At 70.4% G+C, this 19,217-nt stretch carries 25 protein-coding genes and 1 pseudogene; 10 read left to right on the top strand and 16 right to left on the bottom strand.

The window, feature by feature from the left end; genetic code table 11:
* Nucleotides 1-27 precede the first annotated feature (27 nt).
* Both L3Q65_RS07455 and L3Q65_RS07460 read left to right on the top strand, forming a co-directional pair.
* Nucleotides 28-642 (top strand): DUF47 domain-containing protein, encoded by a 615-nt coding sequence (locus tag L3Q65_RS07455; RefSeq protein WP_182891704.1) that lies wholly within the window; start codon nucleotides 28-30, stop codon nucleotides 640-642.
* Nucleotides 643-1,638 carry an inorganic phosphate transporter gene (locus L3Q65_RS07460; RefSeq protein ID WP_182891703.1) on the top strand — a complete coding sequence of 332 codons (996 nt, stop codon included), beginning with the start codon at nucleotides 643-645 and terminating at the stop codon, nucleotides 1,636-1,638.
* Here the strand turns inward: L3Q65_RS07460 and L3Q65_RS07465 are convergent, their stop codons facing one another.
* From L3Q65_RS07465 to L3Q65_RS07475, 3 genes are read right to left on the bottom strand one after another with little or no spacing between them, the layout of a single operon-like run.
* Nucleotides 1,639-2,268 (bottom strand): phosphoribosyltransferase, encoded by a 630-nt coding sequence (locus tag L3Q65_RS07465; protein WP_237599165.1) that lies wholly within the window; start codon nucleotides 2,266-2,268, stop codon nucleotides 1,639-1,641.
* Entirely contained in the window at nucleotides 2,265-3,380 is a 1,116-nt protein-coding gene (locus tag L3Q65_RS07470; protein WP_237599166.1) for an SDR family oxidoreductase, read from the bottom strand. Before L3Q65_RS07470 ends, L3Q65_RS07465 begins: the two co-directional genes overlap by 4 nt.
* Nucleotides 3,365-3,700 (bottom strand): DUF3040 domain-containing protein, encoded by a 336-nt coding sequence (locus tag L3Q65_RS07475; RefSeq protein ID WP_237599167.1) that lies wholly within the window; start codon nucleotides 3,698-3,700, stop codon nucleotides 3,365-3,367. The genes L3Q65_RS07470 and L3Q65_RS07475 overlap by 16 nt, the downstream gene beginning before the upstream one ends.
* A gap of 138 nt (nucleotides 3,701-3,838) precedes the next feature.
* Here L3Q65_RS07475 and L3Q65_RS07480 point away from each other — a divergent pair, with 138 nt between their 5' ends.
* The gene (locus tag L3Q65_RS07480; RefSeq protein WP_182891699.1) at nucleotides 3,839-4,054 is read left to right on the top strand and encodes a hypothetical protein; all 216 of its coding nucleotides are present in this window, start codon (nucleotides 3,839-3,841) and stop codon (nucleotides 4,052-4,054) included.
* Nucleotides 4,055-4,140: 86 nt separating this feature from the next.
* On the opposite strand, the gene L3Q65_RS07485 is transcribed toward L3Q65_RS07480, so the two are convergent.
* On the bottom strand, nucleotides 4,141-4,674 hold the full coding sequence (locus L3Q65_RS07485) for a hypothetical protein (protein WP_237599168.1): 534 nt from the start codon (nucleotides 4,672-4,674) through the stop codon (nucleotides 4,141-4,143).
* Nucleotides 4,675-5,150: 476 nt separating this feature from the next.
* On the opposite strand from L3Q65_RS07485, the gene L3Q65_RS07490 reads away from it, so the two are divergent.
* The 3 genes from L3Q65_RS07490 to L3Q65_RS07500 are packed head-to-tail and all read left to right on the top strand — an operon-like array spanning nucleotide 5,151 to nucleotide 7,261.
* Entirely contained in the window at nucleotides 5,151-5,405 is a 255-nt protein-coding gene (locus L3Q65_RS07490) for a hypothetical protein (protein ID WP_237599169.1), read from the top strand.
* Nucleotides 5,398-7,011 carry a hypothetical protein gene (locus tag L3Q65_RS07495; protein WP_237599170.1) on the top strand — a complete coding sequence of 538 codons (1,614 nt, stop codon included), beginning with the start codon at nucleotides 5,398-5,400 and terminating at the stop codon, nucleotides 7,009-7,011. Before L3Q65_RS07490 ends, L3Q65_RS07495 begins: the two co-directional genes overlap by 8 nt.
* Nucleotides 7,012-7,027: 16 nt before the next feature.
* Nucleotides 7,028-7,261, top strand: a complete 234-nt coding sequence (locus L3Q65_RS07500; RefSeq protein WP_182891695.1) for a hypothetical protein — start codon at nucleotides 7,028-7,030, stop codon at nucleotides 7,259-7,261.
* Nucleotides 7,262-7,424: 163 nt separating this feature from the next.
* Here the strand turns inward: L3Q65_RS07500 and L3Q65_RS47565 are convergent, their stop codons facing one another.
* Nucleotides 7,425-7,514, bottom strand: coding sequence for a hypothetical protein (locus L3Q65_RS47565; RefSeq protein WP_370648208.1), 90 nt, complete (start codon nucleotides 7,512-7,514; stop codon nucleotides 7,425-7,427).
* Between the two features lie 22 nt (nucleotides 7,515-7,536).
* Nucleotides 7,537-7,812 (bottom strand): annotated as a pseudogene (locus tag L3Q65_RS47570) (cupin domain-containing protein); the annotation flags it as partial.
* Nucleotides 7,813-7,877: 65 nt separating this feature from the next.
* Between L3Q65_RS47570 and L3Q65_RS07510 the strand changes: the two are divergent.
* Nucleotides 7,878-8,432: a TetR/AcrR family transcriptional regulator gene (locus L3Q65_RS07510; protein ID WP_182891693.1), complete on the top strand. Its 555-nt coding sequence runs from the start codon at nucleotides 7,878-7,880 to the stop codon at nucleotides 8,430-8,432.
* On the opposite strand, the gene L3Q65_RS07515 is transcribed toward L3Q65_RS07510, so the two are convergent.
* The 3 genes from L3Q65_RS07515 to L3Q65_RS07525 form a co-directional block, all read right to left on the bottom strand.
* Nucleotides 8,429-8,788: a hypothetical protein gene (locus tag L3Q65_RS07515; protein ID WP_182891692.1), complete on the bottom strand. Its 360-nt coding sequence runs from the start codon at nucleotides 8,786-8,788 to the stop codon at nucleotides 8,429-8,431. The genes L3Q65_RS07510 and L3Q65_RS07515 overlap by 4 nt on opposite strands.
* A 60-nt stretch (nucleotides 8,789-8,848) precedes the next feature.
* The gene (locus L3Q65_RS07520) at nucleotides 8,849-10,051 is read right to left on the bottom strand and encodes an NAD(P)/FAD-dependent oxidoreductase (protein ID WP_182891691.1); all 1,203 of its coding nucleotides are present in this window, start codon (nucleotides 10,049-10,051) and stop codon (nucleotides 8,849-8,851) included.
* A gap of 135 nt (nucleotides 10,052-10,186) precedes the next feature.
* Nucleotides 10,187-10,696 carry a hypothetical protein gene (locus L3Q65_RS07525; protein WP_237599171.1) on the bottom strand — a complete coding sequence of 170 codons (510 nt, stop codon included), beginning with the start codon at nucleotides 10,694-10,696 and terminating at the stop codon, nucleotides 10,187-10,189.
* Between the two features lie 161 nt (nucleotides 10,697-10,857).
* On the opposite strand from L3Q65_RS07525, the gene L3Q65_RS07530 reads away from it, so the two are divergent.
* The gene (locus tag L3Q65_RS07530) at nucleotides 10,858-11,349 is read left to right on the top strand and encodes a DoxX family protein (protein WP_237599172.1); all 492 of its coding nucleotides are present in this window, start codon (nucleotides 10,858-10,860) and stop codon (nucleotides 11,347-11,349) included.
* Here the strand turns inward: L3Q65_RS07530 and L3Q65_RS07535 are convergent.
* Complete coding sequence (locus L3Q65_RS07535; protein ID WP_237600858.1) at nucleotides 11,260-12,396, bottom strand: 8-amino-7-oxononanoate synthase; 1,137 nt, start codon at nucleotides 12,394-12,396, stop codon at nucleotides 11,260-11,262. The two genes, L3Q65_RS07530 and L3Q65_RS07535, sit on opposite strands and share 90 nt — an antisense overlap.
* A gap of 5 nt (nucleotides 12,397-12,401) precedes the next feature.
* On the bottom strand, nucleotides 12,402-13,460 hold the full coding sequence (bioB, locus tag L3Q65_RS07540; protein WP_182891688.1) for a biotin synthase BioB: 1,059 nt from the start codon (nucleotides 13,458-13,460) through the stop codon (nucleotides 12,402-12,404).
* Nucleotides 13,461-13,508: 48 nt separating this feature from the next.
* On the opposite strand from bioB, the gene L3Q65_RS07545 reads away from it, so the two are divergent.
* Together L3Q65_RS07545 and L3Q65_RS07550 are read left to right on the top strand one after the other, a co-directional pair.
* The gene (locus tag L3Q65_RS07545; RefSeq protein ID WP_237599173.1) at nucleotides 13,509-14,048 is read left to right on the top strand and encodes a TetR family transcriptional regulator; all 540 of its coding nucleotides are present in this window, start codon (nucleotides 13,509-13,511) and stop codon (nucleotides 14,046-14,048) included.
* Nucleotides 14,049-14,105: 57 nt separating this feature from the next.
* The gene (locus tag L3Q65_RS07550) at nucleotides 14,106-15,041 is read left to right on the top strand and encodes an arsenic resistance protein (RefSeq protein WP_220507294.1); all 936 of its coding nucleotides are present in this window, start codon (nucleotides 14,106-14,108) and stop codon (nucleotides 15,039-15,041) included.
* On the opposite strand, the gene L3Q65_RS07555 is transcribed toward L3Q65_RS07550, so the two are convergent.
* The 5 genes from L3Q65_RS07555 to L3Q65_RS07575 all read right to left on the bottom strand — a co-directional run bounded on the left by L3Q65_RS07555 (nucleotide 15,018) and on the right by L3Q65_RS07575 (nucleotide 19,164).
* Entirely contained in the window at nucleotides 15,018-16,421 is a 1,404-nt protein-coding gene (locus tag L3Q65_RS07555; RefSeq protein ID WP_237599174.1) for a methionine--tRNA ligase, read from the bottom strand. The genes L3Q65_RS07550 and L3Q65_RS07555 overlap by 24 nt on opposite strands.
* Before the next feature lie 314 nt (nucleotides 16,422-16,735).
* A complete protein-coding gene (locus L3Q65_RS07560) occupies nucleotides 16,736-17,200 on the bottom strand; it encodes a DinB family protein (RefSeq protein ID WP_182891684.1) in 465 nt (154 codons plus the stop codon).
* Between the two features lie 17 nt (nucleotides 17,201-17,217).
* On the bottom strand, nucleotides 17,218-17,814 hold the full coding sequence (locus L3Q65_RS07565; protein ID WP_237599175.1) for a bifunctional 2-polyprenyl-6-hydroxyphenol methylase/3-demethylubiquinol 3-O-methyltransferase UbiG: 597 nt from the start codon (nucleotides 17,812-17,814) through the stop codon (nucleotides 17,218-17,220).
* A gap of 492 nt (nucleotides 17,815-18,306) precedes the next feature.
* A complete protein-coding gene (locus tag L3Q65_RS07570; RefSeq protein ID WP_182891682.1) occupies nucleotides 18,307-18,744 on the bottom strand; it encodes a DUF2267 domain-containing protein in 438 nt (145 codons plus the stop codon).
* A gap of 114 nt (nucleotides 18,745-18,858) precedes the next feature.
* Nucleotides 18,859-19,164 (bottom strand): SRPBCC family protein, encoded by a 306-nt coding sequence (locus L3Q65_RS07575; protein ID WP_237599176.1) that lies wholly within the window; start codon nucleotides 19,162-19,164, stop codon nucleotides 18,859-18,861.
* Nucleotides 19,165-19,217: the final 53 nt, after the last annotated feature.

The raw sequence follows: 19,217 nt of genomic DNA on the forward strand, positions 1-19,217 counted from the left end.
GGGGGATACGGGGTAGCTTCTGCTCCGATGCGCATAAAACCTCGCGGAAGCCAGTTCTTCCAGCTGCTCGCGGACGCGGCCGCGAACCTCGTCACCGCCACCGCGCTGCTGCGGGACCTCACCGAGGCGCCGCCCCCGGAACGGGAGGCGATCGCGGCCCGGCTGCACGAGGTCGAACACGCCGGCGACGACCTGACGCACACCATCATGGTCGAGCTGAACAGCACGTTCGTCACCCCGTTCGACCGCGAGGACATCCAGGCGCTGGCCGCGCGGATCGACGACGTCCTCGACTTTCTGGACACTGCCGCCGACCTCGCGGTGCTCTACCGGCTGGAGAAGTTCCCGCCCGGCACCGACGGCATGCTGCGCGTGCTGTGCCGCGCCGCGGAACTGACCGCGGAATCCATGCCGGGCCTGGCGAAGGTCGGCGAGCTGTCGCCGTACTGGATCGAGATCAACGCGCTGGAGAACGAGGCGGACCACACCTACCGGCGGATGCTCGCCGACCTGTTCCAGCCGGGCGCGGACGCGCTCGAGGTGCTCAAGGCGAAGGAAGTCGTCGAACAGTTCGAACTGGCGGCCGACGGCTTCGAGCACGTCGCGGACGTGGTGCAGACCATCGCGGTCAAGGAGTCCTGAGTGGACAGCACCGCCGCGCTCGTCGCCGTCGTGGTGCTGACGGTCTTCTTCGACTACACCAACGGTTTCCACGACGCGGCCAACGCGATCGCCAGCGCGGTCTCGACCAGGGCGCTCCCGCTGCGCACCGCGCTCGTGCTGGCCGCGGTGATGAACCTGGCCGGAGCGCTGCTGTCGACCGGCATCGCCGCGACCGTCGCGAAAGGAATCATCGACGTCCCGGCGGGCCCGGGCGCGCTGACCGTGGTGCTCGCCGCGCTGGTCGGCGCGATCGCGTGGAACCTCGTGACCTGGTACTTCGGGCTGCCGTCCTCGTCGTCGCATTCGCTGATCGGCGGCATGGTCGGAGCCGCGCTGGCCGCGGCGAGCACGGTGCACTGGACGGGCATCGTGGAGAAAGTGCTGGTGCCGATGGTCGCGTCGCCGCTGCTCGGGCTGGTGCTCGGCTACGCGGCGATGGTCGCGGTGCTGTGGCTGCTGCGCCGGGCGAACCCGCACCGCAGCGGCCGGGTGTTCCGGCGGCTGCAGATCCTGTCGGCTTCGGCGCTGGCGCTCGGACACGGGTTGCAGGACGCGCAAAAGGGGATGGGCGTGCTCGTCCTGGCGCTGATCGCGGCCGGGAAACAGGACACCTTCTCGGTGCCCCTGTGGGTGACGCTGGTGTGCGCCGGCGCGCTGTCGCTCGGTACCTGCTCGGGCGGCATGCGCATCATGCGGACGCTCGGCCGCCGCGTCTTCCCGCTCGACCCGCCGCACGGGTTCGTGGCGGAATCGGTCGGTGCTTCGGTGCTGTACTTGACCGCTTTCGCCGTGAAGGCCCCGATTTCGACCACCCACGTGATCACGGCGGCGGTGATGGGCGTCGGCGCGACGAGGCGGCTTTCGGCGGTGCGGTGGGGGATCGCGCGCGACATCGTGCTGGGCTGGGTGCTGACGTTCCCGGCCGCGGCGGGGGTCGCTGCGTTGATGTTCTGGCTTTTGTCGGCGTTCGGCTGATCACTTGGGCACGAGGGCGAGGACTTCGTCGTCGGTGGTCGGGCTGAAGTCGGAGTAGAACTCGCCGACCGCGTGGAATTCCTCCGGTTCTCGCAGGCAGATGACTTCGTCGGCTTCGCGGGTGAGCTTGTCCAGTGCGGGCGGTGCGCCGACTGGAGCGGCGAAGACCAGCCGCAAGGGTGCGTGCGATCGGAGGGCTCGAAGTGCGGCGATCGCGGTGCCGCCGGTGGCCACGCCGTCGTCGATCACCACGACGTCGTGGCCCGCCGGTGAGTGCGGGACGCGGTTGCCCAGGTAGCGGCGGACCTGGTCACGGGCCTCGGTGCGGGCTTGGTCGACCTGGTTCGCGACGTCCTCCGGCGTCAGCCCGAGCGCGCGGAGGCCGGCGCGGTCGAAGAACGGCGGGCCGTCCGCGGCGACGGCGCCGAGCCCGAGTTCCGGCCGTCCGGGTGCGCTGATTTTGCGAGCGACGAGCAGTTCCAGCGGCGCGTCCAGTTCCTCGGCGACGGGCGCGGCGACCGGAAGCCCGCCGCGGACCAGCCCGAAGACCACCGGGTCCGCCCACTCCCGGCAGGCCAGGGCCGCGGCGAGCCGGGTGCCCGCGTCGGCGCGGTTCTGGAACGGTCTCACCGGCGACCCTTCTTCGCCGCGCGGCGGGACTTTGCGGTGCGGCGCAGCAATTGCCCGGCGACAGCGGCTACGGCACCGTACTGGCTCCTCTTCGCGGGCCGAATGCCCTTCGCAGTGGTGCGGCGCAGCAACTGCACAGCGGCGAGTACCGAGGCGGTCAGCCCAGCGGCGACCGCGCCGTGGTGGCGGCTCAGCACCGGCTGGACGTCTCGCGCCTTGGCCTGCTGATCGAACTCGCCGTGCGCGCCGTAGTCGAACCCGCGCGGGCCGTCCGCGGGCTCCCACAGGTTCGCGGGCTGGCTCGGCCGCTGTGGCTGGCCGGTTTGCTGCGCGCCGAAGCCGGTGCGGGCGAGGTACCGGTCGAGCAGGCCGGGCGCGACGGCGTTGGCCAGCAGCGTCGCGGCGGTGCTCGTGCCGACCCAGTACTCGCGGCGGCGCGGATGGTCGGCCGCGTGCAGCACCTCGCGGGCGGCGAGTTCGGGCTGGTAGATCGGTGGAACCGGCTGGGCGTGCTCGGGCAGCCGCGAAAGCAGCCAGGTGAACTGCGGCGTGTTGACCGCGGGCAACTGCACCATGGTCGTGCGGATTCCGCTGTGCTCGTGGAGAAGTTCGCAGCGCAGCGCTTCGTTGAAGCCTTGAATGGCGTGCTTGGCCCCGCAATACGCGCTCTGCAGCGGGATGCCGCGATACGCGAGCGCCGAGCCGACCTGGACGATCGTGCCCGCGTCCCGCGGTTTCATCCGTGCGAGAGCGGCCATCGTGCCGTGCACGAAACCGAGGTAGGTCACCTCGGTCACCCGGCGGTATTCGTCGGGCTTGACGTCGGAGAACCGGGCGAACACCGAGCTGAACGCGACGTTGACCCAGACGTCGATCGGCCCGAGTTCCTCCTCGGCGCGGGTCGCGGCGGCGTCGAGGAGGGCGAAATCGGCGACGTCCGCAGGCAGTTCCAGCGGCGTGCCCCCGGCCTCCCGGACCTCCTCCGCCGCGGCGGCGAGCCCCTTCTCGCCCCGCGCCAGCAAGGCGACTTTCGCGCCGCGGCGGCCGTACGCGCGGGCGACGGCCCGGCCCACTCCGGCGCTGGCCCCGGTCACGACTACGACGGGCGGCATGGAAATCCTTTCCCCGGACCGGGAGTCCGGCGGGTCGGCGGACGCAGGCACTCCTGGCGGGCGACGTGCCCGCACACCGCGATCGCCGCCAGCACGAAGCCGAGCAGCGCGAGCGGCACCTCCGGCGGAAAGACGATCCCGCAGACGACCAGCCCGGCCGCGACCGCGGTCAGCGCCCAGCACGCCACCGGCCACGCCCGGCGCAGCGGCCACGCTGACTGCCCGAAGGCGCGCCGCACCCACAGCGCGTCGGTGGCGAGCAGTTCCCGTTCCATCGAACGCAGCGCCCGGTGGGGATCCGGCTGCCGGTGCGCGGCCATCGCCTGCTCCCTTCCGCCTGACCGACGGCTTACCCGCTTCCGGCCAGGCCAAACCGGAACGGCGGAAGCGTCCGGTTTGCCCCGGAAGACCTCGGGTAACCGGACGCTTTCGCCGGAGAACGTCGGAGGGAGCACGACATGAGCAGGCTGCTGGTGGACCCGGAAAGCGCGACCGTCCCCTGTGGACAGTGCGGCCGCGAGGCGGTGCACGTGGGCAGGCTGGTCCAGGAGGACGGGACGCCGGTCAGCCACGCGGTGGTGTGCACGGTGTGCCGCGCGCATCGTCCGGGCCCGGGACTGGGGGAGACCCGCCGTCCCCGGCTGGCCGTCCTTTCGCGGCCCTCCGAAGGCTGACCCCCGGACGCGGCAGGCCCGTGAAGGATTCCTTGCGGGAATCAGATTCCCGCAAGGAATCCTTCACGGTCGTTTTCCCGGGTCGCTCACTCGATGCCGAGCACGGACTCCGCGGTGGTCCAGTTGGTCAGCATGGCGTGCTGCGCGTCGGCGAGGGTGGCTTTCCCCGCGCAGACCGCCTTCTTCACCGCGTTTTCGACGGAATCCTTGCTGTAGGAGTTCTGCTCGCCGTCGTGCGGTTCGGGCCAGAGGTTCTTCGGGTCCTTCGGAGCGCCGCCCAGTTCGAGCGGCAGGAAGTGGTCCTCCTCGTACGAGCTCATCGAGGTGTCGGAGTAGCCGTAGTCGATGATGCCCTGCTTCTTGAGCTTGTTGGTGTAGGTCGTCGGCGGGCGGATGGTAGCGGTCCAGCCGGGGACGCAGATCGTGTCGTCGATGGTGTCCTGGGTGACGTCCGGGTTGGTCGCGCCGGGCGTGCAGGCCGGGTCGGGCAGCGGAAGATAGGACTGCGAGCACGTCGCGGCGAGCGGATGCGGGACGGCGGCGTTCGCGGCCGGCGCGACCAAAGCGAGCGAACCGGCCAGAATGACGGCGGGCGCGGCGAAACGGGCAAGTCGGGACATGGGAAATCTCCTCCCTGGAGCACGGTCGCGCCAGCCTCCGCCGAGCCCGGGTAATCGCACCACCTACCTTCGAAGGAATGCGTGAAGAATTAACCGGGTGCTCAACTTGGCGGGCGACAAAATGCGCAAGTTGGACGTAAATCCAGGGGGCCCGTACGGGGATGATCCGAAAACGCGGCGCAAGCCGGACGAGTCCGGGTGAACGGGCCGGAACTGCTTGATCCGCCAGCATTCGGGCGTTCGGGGCGGGTCCGGACGGGCGGCTCCGGATACCTGGAAAGGTTCTTCGAAACTGTTTCCGGTCGGTTTTTATGCGCCTTCCCGTCGAATCGGGGAAAAAATGGTGCAATCGATTTCCGCTGCGCCGTTCGGCTGAAGGTTGCGGTGGGTGCGTATCCGTTCCCGGCTGTTGTGCGACCTTTTTCGTGAACACCGCCGGAATCGATCTTTTCGGGCGGAATTCCCGGGGGTGAACGATGAGCGAACCGGAAGGGCCGCGGTCGGGCGCGGGACGCGGAGAAGGCGCGGAAAGCGGCCCGGCGGGCGAAAACGCGCCCGCCGAACCGGAAATGGGGTACGAGATTCCGATCGGGACACCGGTTCCGGCCGCCGAGATGGAACGGCTGAAGGCGGCCGCGGAACGGCACCGCGATCGGGAGGAGGAGGCCGACGCCCCGGCACGGGCCGGCGACGAGGCCGCGGAGGAAGAGGGTGATCACCGTGATGCCTGATGCACAGGTGCTCGAGGGCCAGGCAGGAGAAACGGCCGGGGGCGCGTCGCGGGAGATGGCGGATCTGACGGTCGGCGAACTGCTCGCCGAACCGCCGTCGCCGGACCGGTCGCCGTTGTTCGCGCAACGGTTCCCGGTCCCGGTCGAGGAGTACGACCAGCTGAAGACCGGCGCGCGGGAGCACGGCGCGGAGGCGCTGGCTCCGGCGGACGCGCTCGACGTGCAACTGGACGAGGAAGCGGCGGCGGAATTGTCGGAGGAGAATCCGCCGGAGGACGAGATCGTCGAGGGTTTGGCCCCGGCGGCGTCGGCGAGTTTCGAGGGGATTTCCCAGACCGCGTTCCGGCCGCCGGACTGCACGGTCGCGGTCGGGCCGAAACAGGTGCTGGCCGCGGTCAACGTGGACCTGGTCGGCTACGACAAGACCGGCCTGCAACAGTTCCGGTGGGCCAATTTCACCGCGATGTTCAACCCGGTGCTGCCCGCCGGGGCGCAGCTTTTCGACCCGAAACTGGCCTACGATCACTACAGCGGCCGGTGGATCGTCTGCATCGCCGCCCGGCGCGCGAACCCGCAGGGCTCGTGGATCATGCTCGGCGTCTCGCAGACCGGCGACCCCGCGGGCGGGTACTGGATCTGGAGCACCGACGCGACTTCGGACGGGGCCACCGCCAGCGGCAACTGGTCGGACTACCCGATGCTGGGCTTCGACACCCAGGCGATTTACGTGTCCACCAACCAATTCGCCTTCGGCGGCGGGTTCGCCTACGCGAAACTGCGGATCTTCAACAAGGCGGAGCTGTACGGCGGCGGGGCCGGCGGCGGACACACGATCCGCTGGTGGGATTTCTGGGGTCTGCGGAACCCGGACCGGAGCGCCGCGTTCTCCGTCCAGCCCGCCTGTCATTTCCAAGGCGCGGGCGGGAATCCGCGCGCTTACCTGGTGAACTCGCTGTTCCCGTCGGGGTCCAGCCTGACGCTCTGGACGCTGTCCAACCCGCTGGGTCTGTGGTCCGGCGGCGCGCCGGCGCTGACCGCGACCGCCGTTCCCTGCCGCAGCTACAACCTGCCGCCCGGCGCGGTGCAGAAGGACGGCGGGACAACGCGAATCGCCACGAACGACACCCGGTTGCTCAACGCGGTCTTCCAGGCGGCGGGGCGGACCCAGCGGTTGTGGACGACGCACACGTCCGCGTACAGCTGGCCGGGCGACACCGAGGCACGGTCAGTGGTGCAGTGGTACGAGATCGACGTGCCCAGCCACACGATCGCGCAGCAGGGCGCGTTCGGCGCGCCGGGCAGGCACTACTTCTTCCCGGTGATCCAGACCGACCTCTCCCGCAACGCCCACGTGGCGTTCGGGCGGTCCGCCGCCGACGAGTACGGCCACTTCCGCCAGACCGGCCGCCTCGCCACCGACCCGCCGGGCACGTTGCAGGGCAGCGCCTCGGTGATCGCCGGGCAGAGCGCCTACACCGGCGGCCGATGGGGCGACTACTTCGGCATCGGCCGGGACCCGTCGGATTCCCGGACCGTATGGAGCTACGGCGAATACGCCGGCGCGGGCAACACCTGGCGGACTCGGCTCAACGCGGCGAAGTACTGACAGCAGGGAGGGTGTCATGAACACTGCACAAAAGCTCCGGATCGCGGCGGAGTCCGCGCTCGCGGTGCTCAGCGCTGTCGCGTTGGTGCTGACGCTGACGGTTCCGGACTGGATCGAACGCACGACCGGCGCGTCTCCGGACGGCGGCGGCGGGGGAGCCGAGTGGCTGCTGACCGCCGCCGCTTGCGTGGCGACGGTTCTGTTCGCCGGATTGGCCGCGTGGGAATGGCGGCGGCTGCGGACGGCGTGACCGGCTGGCTTCGCGGTCCGTGCGGGGAACTCTGAGGGAATCTCAGGGTTCCCCGCACGGACTTTCGTCCGCGTCCCGCGCGCTGGCCGACGTCATTCCTCGTAGGCGATCGAGTACCGGGCAGCCACCGGATTGATCTTCACCGGGTCCACCGCGCCGTCGGTCAGCACCGCGGGGCCGGCCTCGAAGAGCTCCTCCAGATAGTGCTCCCATCCGCCCGGCGAGGAGATCTGCAACAGCCGCGGCGGAGGATCCGACACTGCCCGCAGCGCGTGCGGAACCCCGTGCGGCAGCAGCACGAACGTCCCCTTCGTCGCCACGTGGCTCTCGTCGGCGAAGTCGATGCCCAGTTCGCCTTCGAGGACGTAAACGCATTCGTCGGCCTCGTGGTGGACGTGGCGCGGGATGTCGCGCGCCAGCGTCACCTCCAGCAGCGAGAACCGGGTCTCGGTGTCGCCGGTCATCGCCTTCACCGCGAACGCGGGCGGCAGCGGCACCCGGCCCGGGCGCGCCTCGCCGGGGTGCAGCAGCAGGAAGCGGTCTTTCGCCATGGGGTATCCTCGCCAACATATCGGAAGCGGAGTCCGTTTCCAGATTAACCGGAGGAGGGTGTCGGTTGTCAACGGAGCGCAAGCCGAGGGCAGACGCGGAACGCAACCGGGCACGGGTGCTCGAAGCGGCCCGCGCGCTGCTCGCCGAGCAGGACGACGTCCAGTTGCCGGAGATCGCGCGGGCCGCCGGGGTGGGCGTCGGGACGGTGTACCGCAACTTCCCGGACCGGCGGGCGCTCGTGGAAGCGTTGGCGGAGCAGCGGTTCGCCGAGATCGCGGAGTACGCGCGGAAACGGTGCCTCGACGGGAAATCCGGGGTCAAACGGTATCTGCGGCACGTCGGCGAGGTGCTGTCCGGGGACCGGGCGCTGTCGTCCGCCATCGAGACGGCGCGGGGGACGGCGGGAAGCGAACCGCGCGGCGACGCGCTGGCGGAGCTGGAAACCGTGGTGGCGCGGGCGATCGCGGCGGACCAGGCGGCGGGGGTGCTCCGCGCGGACTGCACGGTGGGCGACGTGTACCTGCTGGTCGGCTGCCTCTCGTCAGTGGTCCGCACGGGGAGCGGGGACTGGCGGCGGTTTGCGGAACTGGTCCTGGAGGGGTTGCTGCCCCGGGGCTAGCCGGCCCAACGCGGCAGATGAGACGTGAGCTCGCCGCTGTCGTGCAGCGCGATCAGCACGGCGGTCATGTTCGGCACACCGGGTTCGCGGACGATCAGGCCGTCCGGAACGGCGAAATAGCTGCCGCCCGCGCACTCGCCGGTGCTTTCCCGGCGGCGCATTATCCGGTCGACCTCGTCGAGGGTGAACATCGTTGCGCTCCGCCGGGAACCGTCGGCGCAGCGGACCTCGACGTCGATGTTGCCGACTTCGTCCGGGTGCTCGCCGCCGCCGACGAGGAAGAACGCGTCGAACGCGGAGGTCCGGACGACATAGAACGGGGACTCCCATCCGGCGGAGAGGATTTCGGTCGCCACGGCGGAGAAGCGTGACGGGCCGCCCCGGAAACGGTCCGGAACGGCCCGCCGGCGGCGAGATCAGGCGAGGTCCTCCAGCGGGACCTCCGGGTCGGCCAGCCGTTCCGGGTCCACTGCCTTGCCGGAGCGGATGAGCGCCTTGATCGGGTCCGTGACATCCCAGACGTTGACGTTCATCCCGGCCAGCACGCGGTTTTCCTTGAGCCAGAAGGCGATGAACTCGCGCCCGGGCACGTCGCCGCGGAAGACGACGCGGTCGTGGCCCTCGATGGCGCCCAGGTATTCCATGCCGAGGTCGTACTGGTCGGTGAAGAAGTACGGCAGTTCGTCGTACTGCTCCTCCTTGCCGAGCATCCCGGCCGCGGCCACGGCGGGCTGGTTGAGCGCGTTCGCCCAGTGCTCCACGCGCAGGTGCTTGCCGAGGAACGGGTGGTAGGCGTTCGCGATGTCGCCGACGGCGAAGATGTCCGGGTCGCTCGTGCGCAGGCTCGCGTCGGTCACCACGCCGTTGTCGACGCGCAGGCCGGCCGCCTCCGCCAGTTCGACGTTCGGCTTCGCGCCGATCCCGGCCAGGACGGCGTCCGCCTCGAGGACGCTGCCGTCGCCGAGGCGGATCCGCTTGCCCTGGCCGCCGTTGGAGATGTGCTCGACCTGGACGCCGAGCCGCAGGTCGACGCCGTGCGCGCGGTGCAGGTCGGCGAACACCGGGGCGACGTCGCGGCCGAGCGCGGTGATCAGCGGCAGTTCGAGCGCCTCGACCACGGTGACTTCCACCCCGGCCTGGCGCGCGGCGGCGGTGGCTTCGAGGCCGATCCAGCCGCCGCCGACGACCACCAGCTTCGACGCGGTGCCGAACAGTTCCTTGAGCCGGTCGGCGTCCTCGATCCGGCGCAGGTAGTAGATCCCCGCGGCGTCCGGCAGTTCGCGCGGGCTCGCGCCGGTGGCCAGCAGCAGCTTGTCGTAGCCGAGGCTGGTCCCGTCGTCGAGCGTGACCTGCTTCTGGTCCCGCTCGATCGCGGTCGCCTTGACGCCCTGGCGCAGCTCGACGTTCTTCTCGGCGTACCACGCGGCGTCGTGCACCTGGAAGCTCTCGGCCTCCGCGTTGCCGGCGAGGTAGTCCTTCGACAGCGGCGGCCGCTCGTAGGGCAGGTGCCGCTCGTCGCCGACGATGGTGATCTTCCCGTCGAAACCCTTGTCGCGCAACGCTTCCGCGGCCTTCGCTCCGGCCAGCCCGGCTCCGATGATGACGAACGACGAGGTCACTGACGAACTCCTTCGATGCGGGGACGACGGGAGTACTTATATCACTAGCGAAGTTTGGTCTTATTCGACCGCCCGGTCAAGTTCCCCTGTTCAGAGGTACCCCATGGAGGCAGCACCTACCCGGAAGGGTGTTACTCAGTAGTTTCCTCCGCCGTACCCGCTCGCCGGCGCGGAGCTCGCCGTCGCCGTGGTGATGGCGGTGCCGTCCGAGGCGACCATCCACCAAAGGCCGCCGTTGAGGTTCAGGCCCTGGCCGTTGGCCTGCCCGGCGGATTTGTCGCCGATGTACCGGTACAGCGGGTGCCCGCCGAGCGTTTCCTGCTGAGACCCGTCCGACCGGGTGATGGAGCCGACGCTGCCTTTGGCCGCGCCGGCGAGCGGGGTGCCCGCCGCGACCGGGGGCCAGTAGCTCGCGCAGCTCGCGGCGCAGGCGGACTGGCCGTCGTGGTCCGCGGCGAACAGGTAGATCGTGTCGCCTTTGCTGTCGGTTAAATGCGTCGGTGCGGCAGGCGGTGCGGCAGGCGGTGCGGCAGGTGGTGCGGCCGTGGTCCCGCCGCCGCTGCACGCGGCGGCGAACAAGCCCGCCGCGGCCAACGCGGCCAGCAGCCCGAAAGTTCTTGGGGTCGCGAGAGTTTTGACAGTCATCCCAGCCTCCAGCGGTGCGTGGGTGTCGCTCTTCCTCCGACACGCGGCTGGAGCCGGAACGGTTCAGCGCGATTTATCGAGCGTCACAGCGTCTGGACGGGGGAGACCTGAATGCGTACGGTATGGCAAGCCTAACCTTAGTCACTCTCCGAGGGGGACCCATGCCAGAGCGTGCGCTCGACCGGGCCGTCCCGTTCGTGCTCGGCCTGTTCCGCATCGTCGTCGGCCTGCTGTTCGCGGCCCACGGCGCGGCGGCGGTGTTCGGCGTCTTCGGCGGCGGCCCGAAGGGCGGAACCGTCGCGGTGGGCGCGTGGCCGTCCTGGTACGCGGCGGTGATCCAGTTCGCCTGCGGCCTCCTGGTCGCGTTCGGCCTTGGCACCCGGATCGCGGCGCTGCTCGCTTCCGGTTCGATGGCGTATGCGTACTTCGTCGTCCACCAGCCGGATGGGTTGCTGCCGCTGCAGAACCAGGGGGAGCCCGCGGCGATGTTCTGCTGGGCGTTCCTGTTGCTGGTGTTCACCGGGCCGGGGGCGTTGGCGGTGGACGCGCTGTTTCGGAGGCGGTCAGACGATGCTCGCGGCACGCGGCCACTGGGCGGCGAGCCGCGCGGCGTGCTGAGCGCGGTCCAGGTCAACCCCGGCGCGGGCGACTAGCCGGAGCCGGGAGATGCCGTCCGGGACGCTCGGCGGGCGGAAGCAGCCGACGACGATGTCCCGTTCGTACAACTGGTTCGCCGCGGCTACGGCCTGCTCCGGGGAGTCCGCGGGAATCGACTGCACCGCGCCCGGCGCCCGCGAAACCCCTGCGGCATCAGCGATCGCGAAGGCGGCACGGTGCAGATCCTCGACTCGCGAAGGTTCGGCCGCGATGATCCGGCACGCTTCCGCCGCACTCGCCGCGGCGGCGGGGGCGAGGCCGGTGTCGAAGATAAAAGTCCGTGCCGTGTTGACCAGATGTTCGCGCAGCAACGGCGATCCCAGCACAGCACCGCCCTGGGCGCCCAAGGCCTTCGACAGCGTGGCAGTGACCGCCACGTGCGGCGCGCCTGCGAGACCGGCCGCGTGCACCGCGCCCCGGCCTTTGCCGGCGACGCCGATGCCGTGTGCTTCGTCGACCACTAGGAAAGCGTCGTACTCAGCGCACAATGCCGCGGTGCGCACCAGATCCGTGGCGTCACCGAGCACCGAATAGATCGACTCGACTGCCACGATCGCCCGTTCCTGCGACCGGTCGCGCAGCAGTTGCGCGAGGGCGTCCAGGTCGTTGTGCGGGCAGATCGCGACCGGGGAGCGGGACAGCCGCGCGCCGTCGATCAGCGAGGCGTGGATGTGCGCGTCGGTGATCAGCAGCGTGTCCGGCGAGCCCAGCGCGGTGATGACGCCGATGTTCGCCGTGTAGCCGCTGGAAAAACCGAGCGCGGCCGGTTGCCCGGTGAGGTCGGCCAGTTCGCGCTCCAGTTCGGTGTGACACGGCGTGGTGCCGGTGACGACTCGGGACGCGCCGGCGCCCGCGCCGTACTTCTCGACGGCCTGGACGGCGGCCGCGCGCAGTCGCGGATCGGTGCTGAGGCTCAGATAATCATTCGACGCCAGGTCCAATGTGGACTTGCGCGGATGCCGTCGATCGTCGGTCCGCCGGACGAGACCGGCGACGTGCCGGTCCCGTTCCGCGGCGGTGAGCCAGTCGTGCATCGACACCATGGCGGTCACGCGTTGGGTGCGGCGGCGGTGCCCGCTCCGCGTTCCCGGAGCGCCGGGGTGGTGTGCTCGGCCTGCTGCTGCTCACCCGCGCCGAGGACCTCGAAGCCGGCGTCGGCGATCATCTCCAGGTCGGCCTTCGCTGCCTGGCCCTCGCTGGTGAGGTAGTCGCCGAGGAACAGCGAGTTGACCACGTGCAGCGCGAGCGGCTGCAGCGACCGCAGGTGCATTTCGCGGCCGCCTGCCATCCGGACTTCCGTTGCCGGGCAAGCGAATCGCGCCAGCGCGAGGATGCGCAGCGCGCGCAGCGGGCTCAGCTCCCACGTGCCGGCGAGCGGCGTGCCCTCGAACGGCATCAGGAAGTTGACCGGGATCGAATCGCTGCCGATGTCGCGCAGCGCGAAGATCGCGTCGATCAGTTCGTCGTCGGTCTCGCCCATGCCGACGATCAGGCCGGAACACGCGGAAAGCCCGGCGGACTTGGCCTTTTCGACGGTGTCGACGCGGTCGTCGTACCCGTGCGTCGTGCAGATCTCGGAGTAGCGCGACTCGCTCGTGTTGAGATTGTGGTTGTACGCGTCCACCCCGGCGTCGCGCAGCTTCTCGGCCTGCCCGTCCTTGAGCAGCCCGAGGCAGGCGCACACCTCCACGTCGGAATGCGCGGACTTCACCGCCTCGACGGCTTGGGCGACCCGGTCGACGTCGCGGTCGCTCGGCCCGCGTCCGCTCGCCACCAGGCACACCCGCGACGCGCCGCCCTGGATGCCCGCGCCGGCTTGGCGCGCGGTTTCCTCGGCGGACAGCCACGAGTACTTGAGGATCTGCGCGGACGACCCGAGCCGCTGCGAGCAGTACCCGCAGTCCTCGGGGCACAGGCCCGATTTCAGGTTGACGAGATAGTTGACTTTGACCTTGTTGCCGAAGTGCGCGCGCCGCAGCCGCCCGGCAGCCGCGACCAGGCCGAGCACGTCCTCGTCCGGCGCTTCCAGCACCGCGCGGGCGTCAGTTCGGTCGAGTACGCCGCCGGCCAGCTGCCGGTCGGCCAGGTCGTCGAAGGTTTTGAACACCTATCAAATCCTAGGCGGCCGATCGGCGGGAAGCAAGCGGCAGGCAGAATGAGAGGGGTGAAGGTGACGCGAGACCAGATCGTCGACCGGGCGTACGAGCTGCTGCGCGAAGCGGGGCTGAGCAGCTTGTCGATGCGGCGGGTGGCCCTCGACCTGGGGGTCCAGCCGGGGGCGCTGTACTACCACGTCGCCAACAAACAGGAACTGCTCGCCGTCGTCGCCGCGCGGATCCTGAAGGGGCTGCCCGAGGTGGCGAAGGACCCGCGCGAGGCGGCCGGGGACTTCCGCTCGGCGCTGCTGCAGGTCCGCGACGGGGCCGAGGTGGTGTCGTTCGTGCAGGCGTACCGGCCGGACCTGCTGGTGCCCACGCACGCGCTGCGCCGGCTGTTCACCGGGAAGTACGACGAGCGGCGCGCGGAGTGGGCGGCGCGGACCGTCGTCCACTATGTACTCGGGTTCGTCGCCGAGGAACAGAACCACGCCGAACTGGTGCGTGCCGGGATCGTCGAGGAGGATCCGGCGCACAGCGGGGATTCGGACGAGGCGTTCGCATTCGGCATCGACGCGATCCTCAGTGGACTGTCGTGAGTGTTCATGCCGGTTAGAACCGGCATGAACACTCACGAGTCTGGCGGGGAGGCGCGGATGGAGCGGCACCAGGTCGTCATCTACCTCGGCGCGCTCGCCGTCGGCGCTCTGGCTGGCTGGCTGGCTCCGGCGGCCGGGCCGGTGCTGGAACCGGCGATCAACCCGGTGCTGGCGGCGCTGCTGTACGTCACGTTCCTTCAAGTGCCCGCCACCGAACTGCGCCGCTCCCTGCGCGACGGCCGGTTCCTCGGCGCCGCGCTGGCGGTGAACTTCGTCGTGGCGCCGCTGGTCGTCGCGGCGATGTCCGCCTTCTTTCCGGCCGGGCAGGCGCTGCGCCTGGGCATGCTGCTCGTGCTGCTGGCCCCGTGCGTGGATTACGTGATCGTCTTCAGCGGCCTGGCCGGAGGAAGCAGCCGCCGCCTGCTCGCGGCGACGCCGTTGCTGCTGCTCGCGCAGATGATCCTGCTGCCCGGGTTCCTGTTCCTCTTCCTCGGCGCGGACCTGGCCCAGGTTGTGCGGGCCGGGCCGTTTCTCGAAGCGTTCCTCGTGCTGATCGTGCTCCCGCTGGCGCTGGCCTGGTTTACCCAAGCCTGGGCGGCCCGGCACGCGACCGGCCGCCGGTTCGCCGACGCGGCCGGGACCGCCATGGTGCCGCTGATGGCCGCGACGCTGGCGACCGTGGTGGCGTCGCAAACCCCGAAGCTCCACGGCGGACTCGGCCCGGTCGCGTCGGCAGCGCCGTTTTATGTGGTTTTCCTGGCGGTGATGGCGTTCGCGGGCCTGGGGGTCGCGCGGTTGTTCCGGCTCGACGTCCCCGGCGGGCGAGCGATCGTTTTCACTGGGGCGACGCGGAATTCGCTGGTGGTGCTTCCGCTGGCGCTGGCGTTGCCGGACGGGTTCGCGGTCGCGGCGGTCGCGGTGGTGGCGCAGACGTTGGTCGAGGTGGTCGGCATGGTGTGTTACGTCCGCCTAGTGCCTCGCTTGCTCCCGTAGCCGGGGGTAGAGGCGCGCCGGTCCGCCGCCGTCGAGTCGGGCGCGCAGGCGGGCGGCTCCGTCCGGGAGGAACGGGCTGAGTTCCGTTGCCAGTTCCCGGCAAGTGCCGACGACAGTCCCCAATGCCTCGTCCAGCTCGGTGCCGCGCAACGTCCAGGGCCGGGTCTGCTCGACGTACCGGTTGGCGTCGCCGATCACCTCGACCAAAGCGCCGGTGGCCGCGCGGAAGTCGAAAGCGGCGAGTGCGGTGTCGATCCGGCCGGCGAGCGTGCTGGCCGTCCTTAGCGGACTCGCCGGGACGATCCGGCCGGTGCGGCGGGCGAGGCTGAGCACGCGGTGCACGAGATTGCCGAGACCGTTGGCGAGTTCGTCGTCGGCACGGGCGATCAGCCGCGCTTCGGTGAAGTCGGTGTCGCCGAGCGGGGCGACTTCGCGCAGCAGCCACCAGCGGAGGGCGTCGGCGCCGTAACGGTCGATCAGGTCCGTCGGGCGGACGATGTTGCCAGCGCTCTTGGAGATCTTCGCGCCGTCCAGGGTGAGGTAGTCGTGCACGAAGATGGTGTCCGGCAACCGTTCGCCCGCGGAGAGCAGCAATGCGGGCCAGTACACGGCGTGGAAGCGCACGATGCCTTTGCCGATCACGTGCACTCGCTCGGCCGCTTCGCTCCAGCGGGATGGGGCGGCGGTGAGGTAGTTGGCGAGCGCGTCCCACCAGACGTAAATCACCTGATCCGGGTCGCCGGGCACCGGGATGCCCCAGCCGTCCGAGCGCGCGGCGGGCCGGGACACGCTGATGTCGGACAGCCCGCCGCGCACGAAGCCCAGCACCTCGCGGAGCCGGGCGGCGGGTTCGATCCGGAGGCGGCCGGATTCCAGCAGGCCCAGGATTTCGCCGGAATAGCGGGAAAGCCGGAAGAACCAGTTCTGTTCGGTGACGATTTCCGGCGGGGTTTCGTGTTCCGGACAGCGTTCGTCGTCCGCGTAGAACTGTTCGCAGCCTGCGCAGTAGCGGCCGGTGTAGTCGCGCAGGTAGAAATCGCCGCGTCGGGCGCTGGCTTGCCACAGGCGCCGGACGCCGTCGAGGTGGCGGCGATCGGTGCTGGTGCGGATGAAATCGTCGACGGCGAGCCCGAGCGGTTTCCGCAACGCGGCGAATCGCTCGGCACCGTGAGCCACGAACTCCTGCACGGGAACGCCTGCCGCCTTCGCCGCGGTGACGTTCTTGAGGGCGTTGTTGTCAGTGCCCGTGAGCAGACGGACGTCCGTGCCGCGCAATCGTCGGTGCCGGGCAAGGACATCGGCTTGCACGAGTTCGAGCGCGTGCCCGAGGTGCGGTTCCGCGTTGACGTAAGGGATCGCGGTGGTGATCAGATCGGTCATGGACAACCCTCTCCGCCTCGGCCGACGGCGGAGAGTCCCGGCGACGGCCGGGGCTGTTCTGGTCGTGTCAGCGCACGAGGACGGGCCCCAGGTCGGGGCTCGCCATCCGTGCGGTGTTCATGTCTTCCATAGTGGCCGGGCGCGCGGCTCCGAGGCCACTGGTTTTCCTCAAACGCCGATGCGAGCCGGACGCCCCCGAAACCCCGGTTCGCGGTCCGTGAGGGAAACTCTGGCGGAATCAGAGTCCCTGAGGGTTCTCCTCGCGGACGCGGCGGGGCGGGCTCGAGGGAGTTTTGGCTTTTCGGCACTGGTTTTCAGCGTCCGGTCGTGCCGTCGATCAGTTCGCGGAGGATGTCGGCGTGCCCGGCGTGCCGTCCGGTTTCCTCGATCATGTGCGTCAGCGCCCAGCGGACGCTCGGGCCGTCGCGACCCGGCAGCGGGGCGGCGAGATCCGGGCAGCTGTCGAGAAGTTCGTCGGCGAGCTTGACCGCTTCCCGGTAGCGAGCGACGACGTCGGCGACGCTGTCCTTGGTGCGGAACGTCGACGGCCAGCTCCGTACGGTCTCGCCGAGAAACAGCGACCGCTCCACAAAAGTCAGATGGTTGAGCAGTCCGACCAGATTCGTCCCGGACGGCACCGCGGCGGCGTGGGCTTCGGGTTCGGGCGCACCGTCCACCTTGGCGGCGACCGAGGTGCGGAGATAGTCGAGAAATCCGCGCAGGACTTCGGTTTCGCTGCTTCCGGTGCGGGGCGGCGGCGTGTCGCGACGGCGGGCCACGGCGGTCTCCTTCAGGTTCAGGCGGTGCGGCGGATCAGCAGGACGTGGTCGACGACCTGGGCGGTCTGGCCGTCCGGCCCGGTCGCGAGGCGGGTGGGGGAGTCCGCGCGCTCGACGGCCCACTGCGCCGGATCGAGGGCGAGATCGGCGGCGATTTCGGCCGGGCCGGGGAAATGCGCGTCGGGATCCTGGTTCCACGACCACGGCGCTGTCGAACCGTGGTCCACGACCAGCAACCGGCCGCCTGGCCGCAGTGCGTGCGCGGCGGTGCGCAGGACCGTCGAGCGGTCCAGTTCGAAGGGGGTCTGCAGGTAGTGCGCCGTCACGAGGTCGAACTCGCCGGCCGGGAAGCTGACCCGCAGGTCGTGCCGCACCGCGGTGATCCGCGGGCCGGCGAGGCGGTTGACCGCGACGGCGGAGATGTCGGTGGCGGTCACGGTCCAGCCGCGCCCGGCGAGCCAGCGCGCGTCGCCGCCGTTGCCGCAGCCCAGGTCGAGCGCGTCGCCGGGCGGAAGATCGGAGACGGCTTCCACGAGCCGGACGTTCGGCTTCGGGTCCCCGGGCGGCCGGGCGGCGTGCACTTCGTCCCAGAACAGGGTCGCGTCGGTGGTCATCGGTGGGCTCCTCGGGTCGGGTGCGTCCAGCGTCGCCGGAGCCGGGCCCGGAACGCACGCGATCTTGCCGGAACGGCAACTCCCGCCGGCCGGACGATCCCGGGAAGATCGGTTCGCCGGTGCCGGGCCGAAGTTCCCGAGGGCTGAGGCAATCCGAGTCAGGGCCAGGGACTCAAGCCGGGCGGTTCCGCACGCTGACCGTCCCCAGCGGACCCCGGAGACGGCGACGCGCCCGGTTGGTTCCCGAAATGTCCAGGTCGGCAGGTCCTTCACGGACGACAGATCCCGCCTTGCCGCGCTGCTCCAGTCCGGGCAGCCGCGATTCAGCCATGCTTGCCGAGCCGCCTTGCGCTGCGCGGCGTGCGGTTGAAGCGTGGTCGCCCGGCCCGCGGGACCTGGGCCGCGGATAAGCTCAACTGGTGGATCGGGCGGGCATTTCGGCGGGGCCGAAGCGCCGCGGCTCGAGTTCCCGGCAGGGGTAAGGAGATTCCCTCAAGGGGCCGGTCTCGGGCCTGCGCGGGAATGAAGCCGCGCGGCCCGGCGCTCCGCATCGCCGTGGCACCGGGGCGGGGTTTCCCGCGACCACGTGCTCGGCTGCCGCGTCCCGCCCAGCAGGACCAGCACGTCCGGGCTCACGCCCGCGCGCACCCGGGAGGCGAGCTCGGGCGACGTCTCCCCGAGTGCCGAGTAGACCGCGCGGACCAGGCACCTCGCCGCGTGCGGGGAACGCCTGGTGCGCAACGAGATCTCCATCAGGAGGGCCTCGCGGTCGCACGTGCGGCCGCGGCTCGCCGCGACGATGCCCAGCCGGGTTTGCTCGGCCAGCGGAAGACATCGCAGCAGGCTGTCGACGACGCAGTCGATCGCGAGCCGGTTCCGTTCCGTGCGGGGCAGGCGAGGCCCGGGCAGAATTTCCTTCCGCACCACCATGGACCATCAACTCCTGGCCGCAGAGTAGCCGATCCGGCGCGCGCGGTGACGTTCCTGTTCCGTGCGACGGAAAACGATCCGGCCGCGAGGCATTGAGTCCACTGTGGACGGTAGTCAGCCGGGCGAGCCGGACAAAACGGCGAGCCGATCGAGGGACTCGCGGATCCGGGCGGGCACGTCGGCGCGGCTCTGACCGGCCGGAACCGACAGATGCAGCGTCGCGTGGCTCGTGCCCGCCGCGCCGGACGCGACCTGGAGCCAGCCGCCGTTCCATTCGAGCCGCAGCCGGTCGCCGCACCCGGCCGGGGGTGCGGCGACCGGCTCCGGCAGCCATTCGTTCAGGTGCGCGGCATCGGAGGCGACGGCGTAGACGTGATCCGCCGGCGCGGGCATCCTCCGCTGCGCTTCGAACTCGCTCATGATCTCGGCTACCCGTTTCGCGGCAGCACGAAACCAGAGAGTCCACAGTGGAC

Source organism: Amycolatopsis sp. FU40 (assembly GCF_021903635.1).
GTDB classification, from domain to species: Bacteria; Actinomycetota; Actinomycetes; order Mycobacteriales; family Pseudonocardiaceae; genus Amycolatopsis; species Amycolatopsis dendrobii.

Coding starts and splice junctions, on each gene's coding strand:
- L3Q65_RS07525 (WP_237599171.1), bottom strand. CDS start 10,696: ATGACTGTCAAAACTCTCGCGACCCCAAGAACTTTCGGGCTGCTGGCC.
- L3Q65_RS07555 (WP_237599174.1), bottom strand. CDS start 16,421: ATGACCGATCTGATCACCACCGCGATCCCTTACGTCAACGCGGAACCG.
- L3Q65_RS07470 (WP_237599166.1), bottom strand. CDS start 3,380: ATGCCGCCCGTCGTAGTCGTGACCGGGGCCAGCGCCGGAGTGGGCCGG.
- L3Q65_RS07570 (WP_182891682.1), bottom strand. CDS start 18,744: ATGGTGGTGCGGAAGGAAATTCTGCCCGGGCCTCGCCTGCCCCGCACG.
- L3Q65_RS07575 (WP_237599176.1), bottom strand. CDS start 19,164: ATGAGCGAGTTCGAAGCGCAGCGGAGGATGCCCGCGCCGGCGGATCAC.
- L3Q65_RS07490 (WP_237599169.1), top strand. CDS start 5,151: ATGAGCGAACCGGAAGGGCCGCGGTCGGGCGCGGGACGCGGAGAAGGC.
- L3Q65_RS07565 (WP_237599175.1), bottom strand. CDS start 17,814: ATGACCACCGACGCGACCCTGTTCTGGGACGAAGTGCACGCCGCCCGG.
- L3Q65_RS07475 (WP_237599167.1), bottom strand. CDS start 3,700: ATGGCCGCGCACCGGCAGCCGGATCCCCACCGGGCGCTGCGTTCGATG.
- L3Q65_RS07455 (WP_182891704.1), top strand. CDS start 28: ATGCGCATAAAACCTCGCGGAAGCCAGTTCTTCCAGCTGCTCGCGGAC.
- L3Q65_RS07500 (WP_182891695.1), top strand. CDS start 7,028: ATGAACACTGCACAAAAGCTCCGGATCGCGGCGGAGTCCGCGCTCGCG.
- L3Q65_RS07480 (WP_182891699.1), top strand. CDS start 3,839: ATGAGCAGGCTGCTGGTGGACCCGGAAAGCGCGACCGTCCCCTGTGGA.
- L3Q65_RS07545 (WP_237599173.1), top strand. CDS start 13,509: ATGAGAGGGGTGAAGGTGACGCGAGACCAGATCGTCGACCGGGCGTAC.
- L3Q65_RS07485 (WP_237599168.1), bottom strand. CDS start 4,674: ATGTCCCGACTTGCCCGTTTCGCCGCGCCCGCCGTCATTCTGGCCGGT.
- L3Q65_RS07535 (WP_237600858.1), bottom strand. CDS start 12,396: ATGGTGTCGATGCACGACTGGCTCACCGCCGCGGAACGGGACCGGCAC.
- L3Q65_RS07530 (WP_237599172.1), top strand. CDS start 10,858: ATGCCAGAGCGTGCGCTCGACCGGGCCGTCCCGTTCGTGCTCGGCCTG.
- L3Q65_RS07495 (WP_237599170.1), top strand. CDS start 5,398: ATGCCTGATGCACAGGTGCTCGAGGGCCAGGCAGGAGAAACGGCCGGG.
- L3Q65_RS07550 (WP_220507294.1), top strand. CDS start 14,106: ATGGAGCGGCACCAGGTCGTCATCTACCTCGGCGCGCTCGCCGTCGGC.